This is a genomic window from Flavobacterium lacustre (genome assembly GCF_027474525.2).
Lineage (GTDB): Bacteria > Bacteroidota > Bacteroidia > Flavobacteriales > Flavobacteriaceae > Flavobacterium > Flavobacterium lacustre.
In genome coordinates this window covers 2212447-2230172 of sequence record NZ_CP114882.2, presented here as the reverse complement: position 1 = coordinate 2230172, position 17726 = coordinate 2212447, and the positions used below count along the sequence as shown (strand labels likewise).

At 34.3% G+C, this 17726-nt stretch carries 11 protein-coding genes; 9 read left to right on the top strand and 2 right to left on the bottom strand.

What is annotated here, in order from left to right:
- Positions 1-20: 20 nt before the first annotated feature.
- Together O6P34_RS09680 and glmM are read right to left on the bottom strand one after the other, a co-directional pair.
- Positions 21-1508: an aminotransferase class V-fold PLP-dependent enzyme gene (locus O6P34_RS09680; RefSeq protein ID WP_269684307.1), complete on the bottom strand. Its 1488-nt coding sequence runs from the start codon at positions 1506-1508 to the stop codon at positions 21-23.
- Positions 1509-1669: 161 nt separating this feature from the next.
- Positions 1670-3058, bottom strand: a complete 1389-nt coding sequence (glmM, locus tag O6P34_RS09675) for a phosphoglucosamine mutase (protein ID WP_269684306.1) — start codon at positions 3056-3058, stop codon at positions 1670-1672.
- A 436-nt stretch (positions 3059-3494) separates the two neighbouring features.
- On the opposite strand from glmM, the gene O6P34_RS09670 reads away from it, so the two are divergent.
- From O6P34_RS09670 to O6P34_RS09630, 9 genes are all read left to right on the top strand, one after another.
- On the top strand, positions 3495-4748 hold the full coding sequence (locus tag O6P34_RS09670; protein WP_269684305.1) for a YaiO family outer membrane beta-barrel protein: 1254 nt from the start codon (positions 3495-3497) through the stop codon (positions 4746-4748).
- 137 nt (positions 4749-4885) lie between these two features.
- Positions 4886-6010 carry a protein-tyrosine phosphatase family protein gene (locus O6P34_RS09665; RefSeq protein WP_269684304.1) on the top strand — a complete coding sequence of 375 codons (1125 nt, stop codon included), beginning with the start codon at positions 4886-4888 and terminating at the stop codon, positions 6008-6010.
- A 109-nt stretch (positions 6011-6119) separates the two neighbouring features.
- Positions 6120-6704: an acyl carrier protein phosphodiesterase gene (locus tag O6P34_RS09660; RefSeq protein ID WP_269684303.1), complete on the top strand. Its 585-nt coding sequence runs from the start codon at positions 6120-6122 to the stop codon at positions 6702-6704.
- Positions 6701-8380, top strand: a complete 1680-nt coding sequence (gene ggt / locus O6P34_RS09655) for a gamma-glutamyltransferase (RefSeq protein ID WP_269684302.1) — start codon at positions 6701-6703, stop codon at positions 8378-8380. Before O6P34_RS09660 ends, ggt begins: the two co-directional genes overlap by 4 nt.
- 21 nt (positions 8381-8401) lie before the next feature.
- Complete coding sequence (locus O6P34_RS09650; RefSeq protein WP_269684301.1) at positions 8402-9070, top strand: DNA alkylation repair protein; 669 nt, start codon at positions 8402-8404, stop codon at positions 9068-9070.
- A gap of 39 nt (positions 9071-9109) precedes the next feature.
- Complete coding sequence (locus O6P34_RS09645) at positions 9110-10894, top strand: chloride channel protein (protein ID WP_269684300.1); 1785 nt, start codon at positions 9110-9112, stop codon at positions 10892-10894.
- An 87-nt stretch (positions 10895-10981) separates the two neighbouring features.
- On the top strand, positions 10982-13813 hold the full coding sequence (gene uvrA / locus O6P34_RS09640; RefSeq protein WP_269684299.1) for an excinuclease ABC subunit UvrA: 2832 nt from the start codon (positions 10982-10984) through the stop codon (positions 13811-13813).
- 151 nt (positions 13814-13964) lie between these two features.
- Positions 13965-14693 carry an LOG family protein gene (locus O6P34_RS09635; protein ID WP_269684298.1) on the top strand — a complete coding sequence of 243 codons (729 nt, stop codon included), beginning with the start codon at positions 13965-13967 and terminating at the stop codon, positions 14691-14693.
- Positions 14694-14794: 101 nt separating this feature from the next.
- On the top strand, positions 14795-17623 hold the full coding sequence (locus tag O6P34_RS09630; protein WP_269684297.1) for a gluzincin family metallopeptidase: 2829 nt from the start codon (positions 14795-14797) through the stop codon (positions 17621-17623).
- The last annotated feature ends 103 nt before the right edge of the window (positions 17624-17726 follow it).

The following is a 17726-nucleotide window of genomic DNA, read 5'->3' as shown; positions in this document are numbered from 1 at the left end:
TTTTCTTAATCTTATAAGTGCTATAAAGCGAACCATTTTTTCACCAATTCATCTTCAAATGTTTGCGGATGATGGTTTATAAACTCATTCGTATCTTTATTATAATCATAATCCAAAGCCCATTTTTTATGGTTTTGTGCCAATGCTTTTAAGCTGTCACAAACCCATTTAATTTCGGCATTTGTAGTGGTTGGATGAATTGACATTCGAATCCAGCCCGGTTTTCGGATTAAATCACCCAGACTGATTTCGTCAATCAATTGATGTGATGTTTCTTGGTCAACATGCAACAGGAAATGACCGTAAGTACCGGCACAACTGCATCCGCCACGCGTTTGAATCCCAAATTTATCGTTCAGCAATTTCACTCCCAAATTAAAATGTAAGTCTTCAACAAAAAATGAAATCACACCCAGTCGATCGCGATGTTGACCGGCCAGAATTTTAATATTGGTAACATTTCCTAATTCTGAGAAGATATAATCCACAATTTCATGTTCTCGTTTCAAGATATTCTCAATTCCCATTTGCTCTTTCAACTGAATCGCCAGTGCGGTTTTAATCACTTGAAGAAACCCAGGAGTGCCGCCATCTTCCCTGTCTTCAATATTATCAATATATTTATGCTCGCCCCAAGGATTTGTCCACGAAACAGTTCCTCCGCCGGGACAATCCGGAATCATGTTGTTGTATAATTTTTTATTAAAAACCAAAACACCGGAAGTTCCTGGACCACCAAGAAATTTGTGTGGCGAAAAGAAAATTGCGTCCAAATAGGATTCAGCATCTTCAGGATGCATATCTATTTTAACATAAGGACCTGAACAGGCAAAATCCACAAAACAAACTCCATTATTTTGATGCATTAATTTAGCTGCTTGGTGATAGGGGGTGCGAATTCCGGTAACATTCGAGCAAGAAGTAATAGATGCTATTTTATAGGTTCTCGTTTTGTATTTTTCTAATAAAATAGCAAGATTTTCTATACTAAAAAGTCCGTCTTCCGAAGAAGGAATTACCTCAACATCTGCAATAGTTTCTAACCAAGACGTTTGATTGGAATGGTGTTCCATGTGCGAAATAAAAACAATTGGTTTCTTTTCGTCCGGGATATTGATGAAATCTTTCAGGTTTTCAGGCACTTTTAATCCTAAAATACGTTGGAATTTATTCACCACGCCAGTCATTCCGGTTCCATCATTAATCAAAACATCATCACTATTGGCATGCACATGCTCTTTAATGATACTTCTAGCCTTATGATACGCTTTTGTCATGGCCGTTCCGGAAACGGTAGTTTCAGTATGTGTATTAGCGACAAAAGGACCAAACTCGTTCATCAATTTTTCCTCAATCGGGCGGTACAATCGACCACTGGCAGTCCAATCCGTATAAATGATTTTTTGCTTTCCGTAAGGAGATTCAAAATCTTGATCAATTCCGATAATATTCTTTCGAAATTGTTGAAAATACTGCTCTAATTGGGTTGAAGTTTCTTTGGTAATCATTGCATACTGAATTTGATTTCAAAGATATTGATTTTTGAATGGATATAATTGTTTAAAAATGTTAAAGAAAAGGAATGAATAAAAGGATTATTTACTAAAAGAAAACCCTTTCAAAGTACTGCTGCTTTGAAAGGGTTTTTAATTTAAATTGCATTATAGTTTTAGATTCCGGCTACTGCTTTTATCTCGTCTATAATTCGCAATGCCAAATCATCTGCCAATTGTTGCGAAGCAGCTTCGGTATAAATACGTATAATTGGTTCTGTATTTGATTTTCTTAGATGAACCCAATTTTCAGCGAAGTCAATTTTCACGCCGTCAATAGTGGTAATATCTTCGTTTTTATATTTTTCGGTCATCGCAACAAGAATCGCATCAACATCTATTTGGGGTGTCAATTCGATTTTGTTTTTGCTCATGTAATATTCCGGATAGGATGCACGCAAAGCCGAAACCGACATTTTTTTATTCGCCAAATGGGTTAAAAACAAAGCCACTCCAACCAAACTGTCTCTACCATAATGGGATTCCGGATAAATAATTCCGCCATTTCCTTCGCCACCAATGATAGCATTGTTTTTTTTCATTAATTCCACTACATTTACTTCACCAACTGCGCTTGCTTCGTAGTTTCCGTTGTGCAGGTTCGTTACATCACGCAATGCACGAGAAGAAGACATATTCGAAACCGTATTTCCTGGCGTTTTACTCAAAACATAATCTGCACAAGCGACTAAAGTATATTCTTCGCCAAACATTTCTCCGTCTTCACAAATGAAAGCCAAACGATCCACATCCGGATCAACTACAACTCCTAAATGGGCGCCTTCTTTAACAACCAATTCTGAAATATCAGTTAAATGCTCTTTTAAAGGTTCCGGATTATGGGGAAAATGTCCGTTAGGTTCGCAATATAATTTTATGACTTCAACACCCATCAATTCTAATAATTTTGGAATAATAATTCCTCCAGAAGAATTCACGCCATCAACCACCACTTTGAATTTAGCTGCTTTTACTGCATCAACATCAACCAAAGGTAGATTTAAGACTTCATCAATATGAATATCCATGTAGGCATCATTAATCATAATCGCGCCAATATTATCCACATCCGAAAAATCGAATGCTTCATCTTCGGCAATTTTAAGGATTTTTTCTCCTTCGATACCATTTAGAAATTCTCCTTTTTCGTTCAATAATTTCAAAGCATTCCACTGTTTTGGATTGTGAGAAGCGGTCAAAATAATTCCACCGTCTGCTTTTTCAAGAGGAACAGCAACTTCAACGGTCGGGGTTGTAGAAAGTCCCAAATCAATAACATCGATTCCCAAACCTATCAAGGTATTCACTACTAAATTATGAATCATAGGTCCCGAAATTCGGGCATCACGACCTACAACAACTGTAAGTTTTTCTTTCCCCACATAATTTTTTAGCCAAGTTCCATAAGCCGAAGCAAACTTCACGGCATCGAGTGGCGTTAGGTTGTCACCAACTTTCCCTCCAATTGTTCCTCGAATTCCTGATATAGATTTTATTAAAGTCATTTAGTTGTTTGTTTAGGTATTAAAATACAAATATAAAAAAGTTACTGAGTTGTATTCAGACTTATGAAACATGTTTTAAAAAATTCTGTCTTTATTTTTAATTAAAAGACATATTGCATACTTAAAGTTTTACCTGATTCGACACAAGAAAAGGACTACTTAAAATTCATGAAGAACATATCAAGTCATTTAATGTAAAAATCATTACTTTTGTATTAAAATACATAATTTGTTTAGAAATTGTAAATAGAACGGGCATCTTTGAAAGTACTTTGTGAAATTAATTATTTAGTTTACCCATATTTATTTTTTAAGCCGTAGCTACTAAATTACAATTGTTTTTTTTAAGCAGTTGACTGCAAAACAATTCAATTTTTTGAATTAATAAAAAACTAAACCATTGGTATTTGATAAAAACAACGTAATAAATTATAATATGAAATTTAGACACCTCTTATTTTTGGCATTATTGTTAGCAAACACTTATACATTTGCTCAAAAAAAAGTCAATACTGATAGTCTATTAGTTGTAACTAATAAATTGATTTCTGTAGAAAAAAATTATAGTAAAGCAATTGAACTTGGTCATTTAGGAATTAAGAATGCGCCCAATTATTTGGATTTTCATATTGCATTAGGAAGAGCTTATAAAATGACCCATGAAATAGACAGTGCGCGCTATTATTTTAATCATGTTATCATTAAAAACCCAAAATACAAAGAAGCGTTTTCGTATTTGACCCTATTAGAAATTGAAAGCAATAATGCCAGTGCAGCAGTAAAAACAATTGACCAAGGATTAGCACTTTATCCGGAAGAAAAAGAATTTTATTTACTGAAACTTCGTGCTTTGAATTTAGAAAATGATGCAAAAACATCTGCTGATTATTTAGAGTTTTTGATAACAAAATATCCGGATGACAGTAGCCTGAAAGATCAATTATATGACATCAAGCTGGTTTCTTTTTCTGACCGAATCGGTTTAAGCAACACGACAACTTTTTTTAATCGACCAGGAGTTGGTCCATGGAATTATACGAGTTTACAACTCGTCAAACAACTTAAAAATTTAACCTTAATAGGCCGATACAATTACAACGACAGACAATCGAATAATCAAAGTATACTTTCGGGTTCGATGTACGAGTTTGAAACTTATTATAAAACTTCTAAAAAGAATTATTCCTTTTTTAATATTGGTTTAAGCAACGATCGTATTTTTCCGAAAGTAAGATTAAGCTATTCTTTTTTTCAAAATTTAGGGAAAGGTTGGGAAAGCGAATTGGGTATGCGATACAACAAAACCATAAATAATGAGAATTATTCTGCCGCAATAGGTATTGGAAAATACATTGGACCAGGTTGGTTAAATATTAAATCCTACATGCAACTGGGTCAAAAGAAACCTTATCCTTCTTTTTCTTCCACCTATAGATATTATTTTAATTCCCGATTTGATTATTTTTCTGTAAACGCAGGTTACGGAACATCCCCGGATGAAAGAGAAACCATATCGCAATTTGACGAAAGGATTTCGTTAAGTTCCTATAGAATGGGAGCTGGATACAACAAAGTACTTTATAAAAAAATAATTTTGGGAGTTCAAGCAGGTTTCAACAGACAAGAATATACTCCGAGTAAATACCAAACTGAAACAAACATTTCTGTAAATTTACAATATATGCTTTAACGGCGTTTTTAATAATTAATACAGGTGCCCTACCCTTTTTTGAACTGAAAAACAGATTCCAAAAATTATTAGTAATATTCCAATGAATAAGAATTTAACTGTTTTCTAAAAAAATTAAGAAAAGTAAACAATCAATTATGAGCAATAAAAATACCGGAAACAACAAACTTAAAAGCGTAATACTTTTTTCTTTCTTTGGTTTAAGTTTAGTATTCCCTTTAGGTTTATTAATGTTAACTGTAGGTCCAACACGAATGATTGCTGAGAAAGCAGCGGCCGAAAACTGGACTGAATCAAATGAAAGTACCGTTCAAAAAATAGTAGTTCTTCTTTTTTTAGTGGTAGTTTTATTCTTAACCATCTTTGTGAATCGTTTCTTTATTAAATCCAAAAGTACTTCCAGTAAAAACTTAATGTTAGTGTTTTCCGGAATTGCCTTGTTGGTTTCCTTATATATTTTTAGTTTTAAACCGGAACTCTTAATTAATTCAAGCGCAGACGACACCGATTTTAATAAAAGTGCTAACGCAGAATTCCATTTTGGACCTTATCCTGATGCCGATAAAATTGCAGAACTAAAAGATCAAAATTACACTGCAATTATTTCATTATTGAATAAAATGGTTATTCCGGCAGAACCCATTTTGATGGAAAAAGAAATCAAAAATACTACTGAAGTTGAAATGAAATTAATTTCGATTCCTATGCTTCCTTGGATTGATGACAATAATACTTCTATCCTCAAAATTCAGGATATCGCCCGAACTTTTAAAGGGAAATATTATGTTCATTGCTATCTTGGTAAAGACAGAGCCAATGTTTTTAAAAACATAATAGAAAATGAAAATAGCGCCATCAAAATTAAAAGTGAGCTCGGTTCTAATAATATTGATACTTTAAAAAGTTTTGAGCGCGGAAAAATTGTCAAACTACAAAAACACATTTATTACACTCCGTACCCAACAGACGATGAATATTTTGGTTTTATATTAACCGGAAAAATAGAAAATGTAGTTTGTATAATGGATCAAAAAATAGATAAAGTTTTGGTTGAAAAAGAAACTAAAATCATGCGCCATTACAACCAAGATTTTCATTTTCTTCCTTTGGCAGATTCAGATTCAGATAAGAAAATTCAATCTGTGATAGACAGCATTTTAAAACTTAAACAACCTGTTTTAATCAATTCCTATTCTACAAAAACAAATCTTGCAGAGCGATTTGTCAAATTGTTTAATGCTACAAAAAAAGGAAAGAACTAATTATTTCTTAAAACCGTTTTTTATCCTTTAGATTTATCAGCTAAAGCGTTCTGTATTTTTTATATTTACAAAAACATATTTAGTACTGTACCTAATCCCAGCTTAAAAAATGAATTTTCTAGCCCACATCTATCTTTCGGGAGATAATGATTTGATTAAAATCGGCAATTTTATGGCTGATGGTATTCGCGGAAAACAGTTTGAAAATTATCATCCTGAGATTCAAAAAGGAATTATTTTGCATCGGTTCATTGATACTTTTACAGATGCACATCCTGTTTTCCGACAAAGCACTAAGAAGTTGCACGAAAATTATCACCATTATGCCGGAGTAATCGTAGATGTTTTTTACGATCATTTTTTAGCGAAAAACTGGAATCTTTATTCCGATGAAAAATTAGAAGACTACACGGAACGATTTTACAAATCCCTTCAGGAGAATCAAACTATTTTGACGCTCAAAACCCAAAACTTATTGCCTTACATGACAAAATATAATTGGTTAGTAAGCTACCAAACTGTTGAAGGAATTAATCGCATTTTGACTCAAATGGACAGCCGTACTAATAATCAATCCAAAATGCGGTTTTCAACCAACGAACTTGAAAAATACTATCCGGAATTTGAAGCTGAATTTACCCTTTTCTTCGAAGAATTAAGGAATCAATCCCTAATGAAATTAAAGTCCCTATGAAAAAAACAATGCTGATTCTTTGCTTTTTAACTTTCCTAATTTCAAATAAAACCATTGCACAAACCGGGTTAATTTCCGATAAAGCAATGGTAGTTTCGGCACGAGAAGAAGCTTCAAAAATTGGTGTTGAAATCATGAAAAAAGGTGGAAATGCCTTTGATGCCATGGTTGCTACCGAATTAGCCTTGGCAGTAGCCTACCCCTATGCCGGAAACATTGGCGGAGGCGGTTTTATGGTGTACCGCAAAGCAAATGGCGAAATTGGTTCCTTAGATTATCGCGAAAAAGCACCTTTGGCAGCCACAAAAGATATGTTTCTGGATCAAAACGGAAAAGTTATAAAGGGTAAAAGCACTGAATCTCCTCTTGCTATAGGAGTTCCCGGAACCATTGCCGGAGTATTTGCAGTACATAAAAAATTAGGTTCCTTACCCATGTCCGAAATTTTGAAACCCGTTATAGCATTAGCCGAAAAAGGAGTTATTGTTACCCGAAGACAAGAACGAAGACTAAATGATTACAGAGCCGAAATCATCAAAGTTAACGGAGATAAAACATTGTTTGCTACTGTTTTTAAACAAAATGACACCATCAAATATCCTGCTTTGGCTGAAACTTTAAAACGAATTTCAAAAAAAGGGAAAAACGAATTTTATAAAGGAAAAACAGCCAAAATACTAGTAAAGTATTTGCAACAAAAAGGAGCTATAATCACCCGAAAAGATTTATCCAAATATGAAGCCAAATGGAGAACGCCTTTGACTTTCAATTATAAAGATTTAAAAATAATTTCGATGCCTCCTCCCAGCAGCGGTGGAATTTGTCTGGCCGAGATTATGAAGATGATTGCCCTTTATGATTTAGCCAAAATGGGACATAATTCAGCAGAAGCCATTCAAATTATTGTAGAAGCCGAAAGGAGAGCCTATGCGGACAGAAGTTATTATTTAGGAGATCCTGATTTTGTAAAAATTCCACTAAAAGCATTAATGGATGATGCGTATTTAAAACAACGCATGTCTAATTTTAGTTTTGAAAAAGCCACATTATCATCGGAAATTAAGGAAGGTAAAGTAAATTATAACGAAAGTACCGAAACGACACATTATTCAATCGTAGACCAATTTGGGAATTCAGTTGCAGCCACTACGACAATAAATGATGGTTATGGTTCTAAATATTATTGTAATGAATTGGGCTTTTTTCTAAATAATGAAATGGATGATTTTAGTGCGAAACCCGGAGAACCCAATATGTTTGGACTTGTAGGAAACGAAGCCAACAGCATTGCGCCACAAAAACGAATGTTAAGTTCGATGACTCCAACCATCGTTGAAAAAAACGGAAAATTATTTATGGTTGTTGGTTCGCCGGGAGGTTCAACCATTATTACTTCGGTGTTACAAACGATTTTAAATGTTTATGAATATCGTTTTAGTATGCAGGAAGCAGTAAACGCTCCTCGTTTTCATCATCAATGGCTACCGGATTTAATCACTTTTGAGCCCAATACTTTTGACAATAGAACCTTTGATTCATTGAAATCAAAAGGATATATAATCAACGAAAAAACGACTCCGGTAATCGGGAAAGTAGATGCTATTTTAGTTTTACCTAATGGAAAAATTGAAGGTGGCGCAGATTTTAGAGGCGATGATACTGCTGTAGGATTTTAGAACAGTTTGAAATAAAAATGTATGAACTTTATAATTGCTTTAGAAAACGCTTTTGCGGCAAATAAAAATCCGGAAAATGCTTTTGCCATGTCAAAATACATGAAGAATAATTTTCCTTTTTTTGGAATAAAAACAGACGAACGGAGACGTATTTTCTCGGCAATTTGGAAAGAAAACAAAATAGAAGTTTCAGCAAACGCAAGAGCAATTGCTGAAACATTATATTCAAAACAAGAACGCGAATTTCATTATTGCGCCATTGAAATATTAATAAAAGAACTCAAAGGAAATTACACTAAAAAAGACATTGAATTTATTGAAAAACTTATAATAACCAACTCTTGGTGGGATAGTGTCGATACGATTGCAAAATACATGTTGGGCACATATTTAATGGAATTCCCCGCAGAAATTGATTCAGTAATTGATGGTTTTTCCTGTTCAGAAAATAAGTGGTTGAACCGAAGTGCTATTTTATTTCAATTGGGTTATAAAGAGAAAACCAATTTTGATTTACTAAAAGAAATCTGTAAAAAACACCAAGATTCGAAAGAATTTTTTATCCAAAAAGCAATTGGCTGGGCGTTACGCGAATATGCAAAAACAAATCCCGAAGCGATTCGGAATTTTGTTCTTAACAGCGATTTAAAACCATTGAGTAAAAAAGAAGCTTTAAAAAATATCAGATAAATTAATATAGTAGTAATTTAGCGCGTTCATTAAAGACAAATGTTCAAAAAGTTTATTTACAAGTTAGAAAGCATCATTGCTTGGTCTCAAACAAAAATAACGCCAAAGCAGTTTATATTTTTATCAGCTGTTTTAGTTGGTATTTCTGCTGCTTTTGCTGTAATTGTTTTAAAAACTTTTGCGCATTGGGTATTTTCTTTTGCTACTTATGTCAGCGGTATTTTGAAACTGGGTTTTCTGAATAGTATTTTACCCATAATCGGTATTCTGCTCACCGTTTTGGTCATCAAACGCGTTTTGGGAGGAACAATTCAAAAAGGAACTTCTCAGATTTTATATGCTGTTGCCAAAAAAGCAAGTATTATTCCAAAAAAGCAAATGTATGCCCAAATCGTTACCAGTTCCCTTACTGTAGGTTTAGGAGGTTCTGCCGGTTTAGAAAGTCCTATTGTAATTACGGGCGCCGCTTTTGGATCTAATTATGCCCAAAAATATAAGTTAAGCTATAAAGACCGAACGCTTCTCATTGGTTGTGGAGTTGCCGCCGGGATTGCCGCCGCCTTTAATGCGCCAATTGCCGGGGTATTATTTGCAATAGAAGTGTTATTGGTTGATGTCAGTATTTCAGCATTTACTCCAATTATGATTTCGGCAGCGACAGGAGCTTTAGTTTCGGTAATTCTATTGGACGAGGAAATTTTATTGTCTTTCAAACAACAACAAAACTTTGATTATCACAACATTCCTTTCTATATTTTATTGGGGTTATTCACAGGAATCATATCCATATATTACTCCAGAAATTTTCAAAGAGTTGAACATTTTTTTGGCCGTTTAAAACTCAGACCTTACAAAAAAGCATTATTCGGTTCTTCAATTCTGGCAATTCTCATTTTTATTTTTCCAACACTTTTTGGAGAAGGGTACGAAAGTATCAAAGTATTATCGCAAAATGATCCGGGACGATTATTAGAAAACACTTTATTCAGCGATTTCAGAAATAACAGTTGGGTACTTTTACTTTTTGTGGGTTGTACCATGATGGTAAAAGTGTTTGCCACAGGAATCACATTAAGTAGTGGCGGAAACGGAGGAAATTTTGCTCCTTCTCTGTTTTTGGGATCGTATGTTGGTTTTTTCTTTTCTAAATTTCTAAACTTAACTGGTTTGACAAAATTGCCAATCAGTAATTTTACAATGGTAGGAATGGCCGGAATCCTAAGCGGTTTGTTTCATGCACCCTTGACAGCTATTTTCCTTATTGCAGAAATTACAGGTGGTTACAGCTTGATGATTCCGCTGATGATTGTTTCTTCTATCAGTTTTGCTATCTCTAAACGCTTTGAAAAACATTCAATGGATGTTAAAAACTTAGCCAAAAAAGGACATGCTTTTACCAGTAATAAAGACACAAATATCTTATCAACTCTGGACACCAATTCGATTATCCAAACGGATTATTTAACAGTCACTCCAAATGAAAACCTGACAAAATTAGTTGATTTGATTTCGCATTCCAACCAAGTCATATTTGCCGTTGTAGACGATGAAAACAGGTTGTTGGGCATTGTTCATTTTAATGATATCAGAGAAATTATATTCAATACTTACAGAGTAAAATATACATTGGTCAAAGAAATAATGGTTCAACCAATTGAGATTATCCATCCGGATGACAGCATGGAATTAGTCATGAACAAATTTGAAAAATCAAGAAAAGCATTCTTACCCGTACTCAAAAATGATAAATATTTTGGTTTCATATCAAAATCTATAGCTCTGGAAGCCTACAGAACCAAACTAAAATCAATGACGATAGAATAATTTTTAATACTTCTTTTAACATAAACTTCTAAACTGTTGTACCGAAAGAATCAATCAAAATGGTAACTTTGCTTTTTTGCAAAAATTATGTTAGACAAAGACAATACGATTGACGTTCAAGGTGCCCGAGTACACAATCTTAAAAATATAGACATTTCCATTCCTCGTGAAAAACTGGTTGTGATTACCGGACTTTCGGGTTCTGGAAAATCATCACTGGCATTTGACACTATTTATGCCGAAGGACAACGCCGCTATGTAGAAACTTTCTCGGCTTATGCGAGACAATTTCTTGGTGGTTTAGAACGGCCCGATGTGGATAAAATTGACGGACTCTCCCCTGTTATTGCCATTGAGCAAAAAACAACCAGCAAAAGTCCGCGCTCAACTGTTGGTACCATAACTGAAATTTACGATTTCCTTCGTTTGCTTTACGCCCGTGGTGCAGATGCTTATAGTTATAATACCGGCGAAAAAATGGTTTCCTATTCCGATGAGCAAATCAAGGATTTGATTATTCAGGATTTTATCGGAAAACGCATCAATATTTTAGCGCCTGTTATTCGCGCCAGAAAAGGACATTATGCTGAACTTTTTCAGCAAATTACCAAACAAGGATTTTTGAAAGTTCGCGTGAATGGCGGTATTCAGGATTTGGTTTCAGGGATGAAATTAGACCGATACAAAACACACGATATCGAAATTGTGGTGGATCGAATGCTTATTGAAAACACGCCAGATAATGAAAAACGATTATCCGAAAGTATCAATACTGCCATGCATCACGGCGAAAATGTATTGATGGTTTTAGACCAAGATACTGACGAAGTACGTTATTTCAGTAGGAATTTAATGTGTCCAACAACAGGAATTTCGTATCAGAATCCGGAACCCAATTTGTTTTCTTTTAATTCCCCAAAAGGTGCTTGTGATCATTGCAACGGTTTAGGAACGGTGAATGAAATCAATATCAAAAAGATTATTCCAAATCCAAAATTGACTATAAAAAATGGCGGTTTTGCTCCTTTGGGCGAATATAAATCGTCTTGGATTTTTAAACAATTAGAAATTATTGGCGAAAAATATGGCTTCAAATTAACCGATGCAGTTGAAAATATTTCGGAAGAAGCGATGGAAATGATTTTGAATGGCGGAAAAGAAAAGTTTGTTGTCAATTCAACCGCTTTGGGAGTCGCCCGAGAATATAAAATTGATTTTGAAGGAATTTCGCATTTTATCAAAAACCAACATGACGAAAGTGGTTCAACAACTATAAAACGTTGGGCTGCCGCATTTATGGACGAAATAAAATGTCCGGTTTGCGAAGGTTCCCGATTGAAAAAAGAAGCGATGTTCTTTAAAATCAACGAAAAAAGCATTACTGAATTATGTGATATGGACATTTCGGATTTGACGGCTTGGTTTCTGGATTTAGACCACCATTTATCCGATAAACAAAAACGTATTGCTACCGAAGTCATTAAAGAAATTAAAGACCGATTGGCTTTCTTGATGAATGTTGGTTTAGATTATTTGGCTTTAAGCCGAAGTTCAAAATCACTTTCAGGCGGTGAAGCACAACGCATACGATTAGCGACGCAAATTGGTTCACAATTAGTTGGCGTTTTATATATTTTGGATGAACCGAGTATTGGTTTACACCAAAGGGACAATGATAAATTGATTCATTCTCTGGAACAATTGCGCGATATTGGTAATTCTGTCATTGTGGTAGAACATGATAAAGACATGATTGAACGCGCGGATTATGTGATTGATATTGGTCCAAAAGCGGGGAAATATGGCGGAGAAATCATCAGTAAAGGAACTCCGGCCGAAATCCTTGCAGCGCATACCATCACAGCGATGTACATGAATGGCGAAATGAAAATTGAAGTGCCAAAAAAACGTCGGGAAGGCAATGGAAAATCCCTAAAACTTACCGGAGCAACGGGAAATAACCTGAAAAATGTTTCGATTGAATTGCCTTTGGGCAAAATGATTTGCGTGACCGGAGTTTCAGGAAGTGGAAAGTCGACTTTGATTAATGAAACGCTGTATCCGATTTTGAATGCGTATTATTTTAATGGCGTAAAAATTCCAAAACCGTACAAAAAAATTGAAGGTTTAGAACATATTGACAAAGTAATTGATATAGACCAAAGCCCGATTGGAAGAACACCACGCTCAAATCCGGCAACTTATACTGAAGTTTTCACCGAAATTAGAAACTTGTTTACAATGACTTCGGAGAGTATGATTCGAGGTTATAAAGCGGGTCGTTTCAGTTTTAATGTCAAAGGCGGAAGATGCGAAACATGTGAAGGTTCCGGAGTACGAACGATTGAAATGAACTTTTTACCAGATGTTTATGTAGAATGTGAAACCTGTCAGGGTAAGCGTTTTAACAGAGAAACTTTGGAAATTCGATATAAAGGAAAATCCATTTCGGATGTGTTGAATATGACGGTTGATGAAGCAGTTCCTTTCTTTGAAAATATTCCGAAAATTTATCGAAAAGTAAAAACGATTCAGGATGTTGGACTGGGCTATATTACACTTGGACAACAAAGTACCACGCTTTCGGGTGGTGAAGCGCAGCGAATAAAACTGGCTGGTGAATTGTCTAAAAAAGATACCGGAAATACGTTTTATATTTTGGATGAGCCTACAACCGGACTGCATTTTGAAGATATCAGAGTGTTGATGGAGGTGATTAATAAACTGGTAGACAAAGGCAATACAATTTTGATTATCGAACATAATATGGACGTCATTAAACTGGCGGATTACATCATAGACATTGGACCTGAGGGTGGAAAAGGCGGTGGACAACTTGTTGCCAAAGGAACACCTGAAGAAATTATAAAAAACAAGAAAAGCTATACAGCACAGTTTTTGAAAAAAGAATTACTCTAGTTTCATTACTTTATGTAATTTTAATAAAAATGTGGAATTAAAACAGGATGCCCTAGCCCAGATAGTAGTGAAAATCCTTTTTAGTTCTGATTTTTTCAGGACTAAAAAGATTGTAACGGATAGCTGGAAATAGCTCCAAAAAAAGATAAAAATGAGATTAGAAGATTTTGATAATGATGAAGATAAAATCATTCAAGACCGATTGAAACAAAAAACTTGGAATGAGATTAAGACCAATGACAGCTGGGCAATTTTTAAAATTATGGCTGAGTTTGTCAATGGATACGAAGCTATGGGACGCATTGGACCGTGTGTGACTATTTTTGGATCAGCGCGAATAAAACCCGGAGATTTTTATTATTTATTGGCCGAAAAAATTGCTTACAAAATCAGTAAAGCGGGTTATGGCGTGATTACCGGCGGTGGTCCGGGGATTATGGAAGCCGGAAATAAAGGAGCTCATTTGGGGGGCGGAACTTCGGTGGGATTGAATATTGAGTTGCCTTTTGAACAGCATTTTAACCCTTATATTGACCACGACAAAAATCTGAATTTTGATTACTTTTTTGTTCGAAAAGTCATGTTTGTTAAGTATTCACAAGGATTTGTTGTGATGCCTGGCGGTTTTGGAACTATGGATGAATTGTTTGAAGCCATCACTTTGATTCAGACGAAAAAAATTGGAAAATTCCCTATTATTTTAGTTGGAACTGATTTTTGGTCCGGATTAGTTTCTTGGATAAAAACGGTTTTGGTTGAAAAAGAACAAACAGTAAGCGCTACAGATTTAGATTTATTTAAAATTGTAGATACCGAAGACGAAGTGGTTGCTGTTCTGGATAAATTCTACAAAAAATATGATTTAAGTCCTAATTTCTAAACGATTGAGCTGTTTAAAATAAAACCTGTTTTAAGAGTAATTTTTATTCTTTTTGTAGGCAATAATACGTATATTGGTTTTAGTTTTTAAAATTCAACTTATTGAAATCAATTTATAAAATAGCATTCTATTTTCTTGTTTTTTTGGCTTCTGGAAAACAGTTTGCCCAGCACCATTCCCAACTTTCGGTTGAAGTGAATCTGGAGCATAAAACACTAAATATTCAACAAGAAATCACGTTTTTTAATCAATCAAATGATTCTTTAACGGCTATTATTTTAAATAATTGGAACAATGCTTATTCCGATAAAAATACGCCTTTGGGAAGACGTTTTTCTGATGAATTTTACAGAGGATTTCATTTAGCCAAGGAAGAAGAGCGCGGAAGTACAAAAAACCTGACCATCATTGCTCCAAACAAGTTATTTCTGAACTGGAAAAGAACTAAAAAAAATCCGGATTATATTGAAGTTGAATTGAGAGAAAAACTAGCTCCAAAACAAAAAATTACTTTATATCTAACCTACACGGTCAAAGTTCCGAGCGATAAATTTACTAAATACGGCTACACCGATGCAGGCGGAATGAATCTGAAAGACTGGTTCATCACTCCTGCCCGTTATGAAAATAATGCGTTCCTTACCTACAGCAACAATAATTTAGATGATGCTGCGAATGCGGTTTCAGATTTTGACATTGACATAAAAATCCCTAGAAATACTGCTCTAACAACTGATTTGAATCACGGACCACAATCCCAAAGCAAATCTTTTTCTACCTATCAATTAACGGGTAAAAACAGAACCGATTTCAGTCTTTTTATAGAGCCAAAATTGAGTTTTTACAGTTACAAAAACAGTTCGACCGAAGTGCTGACGAACATGAAAAACAACAAATTAGATGATATTCAAAAGGCTATTGTTGTAGATCGAATCGTAAATTTCGCTACTGATTTAATTGGGAAATACCCGCATGAAAAAATTGTCGTTTCGCAAGCAGATTATGAACGAAATCCGTTTTATGGGTTGAATCAACTGCCTTCTTTTATTAGTCCGTTTTCAGATGAATTTATGTATGAAATTAAATTCCTGAAAACCTATTTGAACATATATTTGAAAAACAGTCTGCGTCTGGATCCTAGAAAAGACAATTGGATTTATGATGGAATTCAAGTCTATGCGATGATGAAATATATAGAAGAGCATCATCCGGAGAGCAAGATGCTTGGCAGTGCCTCAAATATAGGTTTATTAAAAAGCTATAATTTGACCAACTTAGATTTTAATGAGCAATACAGCTATTTTTACATGCTTATGGCCCGAAAAAATCTGGACCAACCATTGGGAAGTTCAAAAACGGCATTAATTAAATTTAACGAACAAATTGCAAGTAAATACAGAGCTGGTTTAAGCATTCGATTTTTAGACCAATACTTGCAAAACAATGCAGTCACAACGAGTATTCGCCAATTTTATGCGCTGAATATGGCACAACAAACGTCAAGAACTGATTTTGAAACTCTGCTAAAATCAAATACTACTAAGGATATCAATTGGTTTTTTACTACCATTATTGATTCTCGTGACATTATTGATTATAAATTTACCGATGTCACCAGAACAAAAGACAGCATTACTTTTTCTGTAAAAAATAAAACTGGCGCTCCGATTCCAATTCCGGTTTATGGTACCAAAAAAGGTGCAGTTGTTTTTAAACAATGGTTAGACATCGAAGAATGCGACAGTACATTTACATTGGCACGAAAAAATGCTGACAAAATTGTTTTGAATTATAAAAATGAAGTACCGGAATACAATTTGAGAAACAACTGGAAAAAATTAGATGGTTTTTTTCCCAACAACAGACCGGTGAAATTTGTCTTTATGAAAGACTTAGAAGATCCCTATTACAACCAAGTCCTTTATGTTCCTACACTCACTTATAATTTTTATGATGGACTTTCTCCTGGAATAAGACTCCACAATAAAACTATTTTAGACAAGCCTTTTATTTTTGATATTAATCCGGCGTATTCAACAAAATCAAGTAATTTATCGGGATCTGCGGTTTTTGTTGTCAACGAAAATTACAGAAACAGCAACCTTTTTAATGTAAGATATTCGGTTTCGGGCTCATATTTTCATTATGCGCCAGATGCTTCTTACATGAGAATCAATCCAATGGTGCAATTACGAATTCGTGAAAGCAATTTTAGAGACAATAGAAAACAATTGATTCTCATGCGTCAAGTAGTCGTGAATCGTGAAAAAAGCGAATTTATAATTGATAATTCAGCCGAAAATTATTCGGTTTTTAACCTTAAATATGTAAACACCAGAACGGAAGTCATCAATCATTTCAATTTTAATTCAGAAGTCCAAATTTCGGGTAAATTTGGAAAAATAGCTACAGAAATGGAGTTTAGAAAACTCTTTGAAAATAACCGTCAGATTAATTTACGGTTCTATGCAGGGAGTTTTTTATACAATAAAACTGCTTCTGATTATTTTAGCTTTGCATTAGACCGACCAACAGATTACATGTTTGATTATAATTATTATGGAAGATCAGAAAGTACCGGTTTTTTTAGCCAACAATACATTCAGGCAGAAGGCGGTTTCAAATCTAAATTAAATACTCCCTTCGCCAATCAATGGATGACAACTTTGAATGCCAGTTTTAATATTTGGAATTGGCTCGAAGTCTACGGCGATATTGGTTTGTTGAAGAATAAACAACAAAATGAAAAATTTGTTTATGACAGCGGTGTGCGTTTAAATCTGGTAACAGACTATTTTGAATTGTACTTCCCAGTATACTCAAATAACGGATGGAAAATAGCACAAAAGAATTATAATGAAAAAATACGCTTTGTTGTTACTTTTTCTCCTAAAACATTAATTAATCTTTTTACCAGAAAATGGCTTTAATACAATAGAAAGAACCACCTATTATTAAACTATTCTCTAAAAAAGACCTTTTTCATTAAATTTAATTTAAATAAATAAGTATTTTATTTGAAATTGATTGTAA

Excerpts from the sequence above, each read along its gene's own strand:
- O6P34_RS09680 (WP_269684307.1), bottom strand. The coding sequence starts at position 1,508 with ATGATTACCAAAGAAACTTCAACCCAATTAGAGCAGTATTTTCAACAA.
- glmM (WP_269684306.1), bottom strand. The coding sequence starts at position 3,058 with ATGACTTTAATAAAATCTATATCAGGAATTCGAGGAACAATTGGAGGG.
- O6P34_RS09670 (WP_269684305.1), top strand. The coding sequence starts at position 3,495 with ATGAAATTTAGACACCTCTTATTTTTGGCATTATTGTTAGCAAACACT.
- O6P34_RS09665 (WP_269684304.1), top strand. The coding sequence starts at position 4,886 with ATGAGCAATAAAAATACCGGAAACAACAAACTTAAAAGCGTAATACTT.
- O6P34_RS09660 (WP_269684303.1), top strand. The coding sequence starts at position 6,120 with ATGAATTTTCTAGCCCACATCTATCTTTCGGGAGATAATGATTTGATT.
- ggt (WP_269684302.1), top strand. The coding sequence starts at position 6,701 with ATGAAAAAAACAATGCTGATTCTTTGCTTTTTAACTTTCCTAATTTCA.
- O6P34_RS09650 (WP_269684301.1), top strand. The coding sequence starts at position 8,402 with ATGAACTTTATAATTGCTTTAGAAAACGCTTTTGCGGCAAATAAAAAT.
- O6P34_RS09645 (WP_269684300.1), top strand. The coding sequence starts at position 9,110 with ATGTTCAAAAAGTTTATTTACAAGTTAGAAAGCATCATTGCTTGGTCT.
- uvrA (WP_269684299.1), top strand. The coding sequence starts at position 10,982 with ATGTTAGACAAAGACAATACGATTGACGTTCAAGGTGCCCGAGTACAC.
- O6P34_RS09635 (WP_269684298.1), top strand. The coding sequence starts at position 13,965 with ATGAGATTAGAAGATTTTGATAATGATGAAGATAAAATCATTCAAGAC.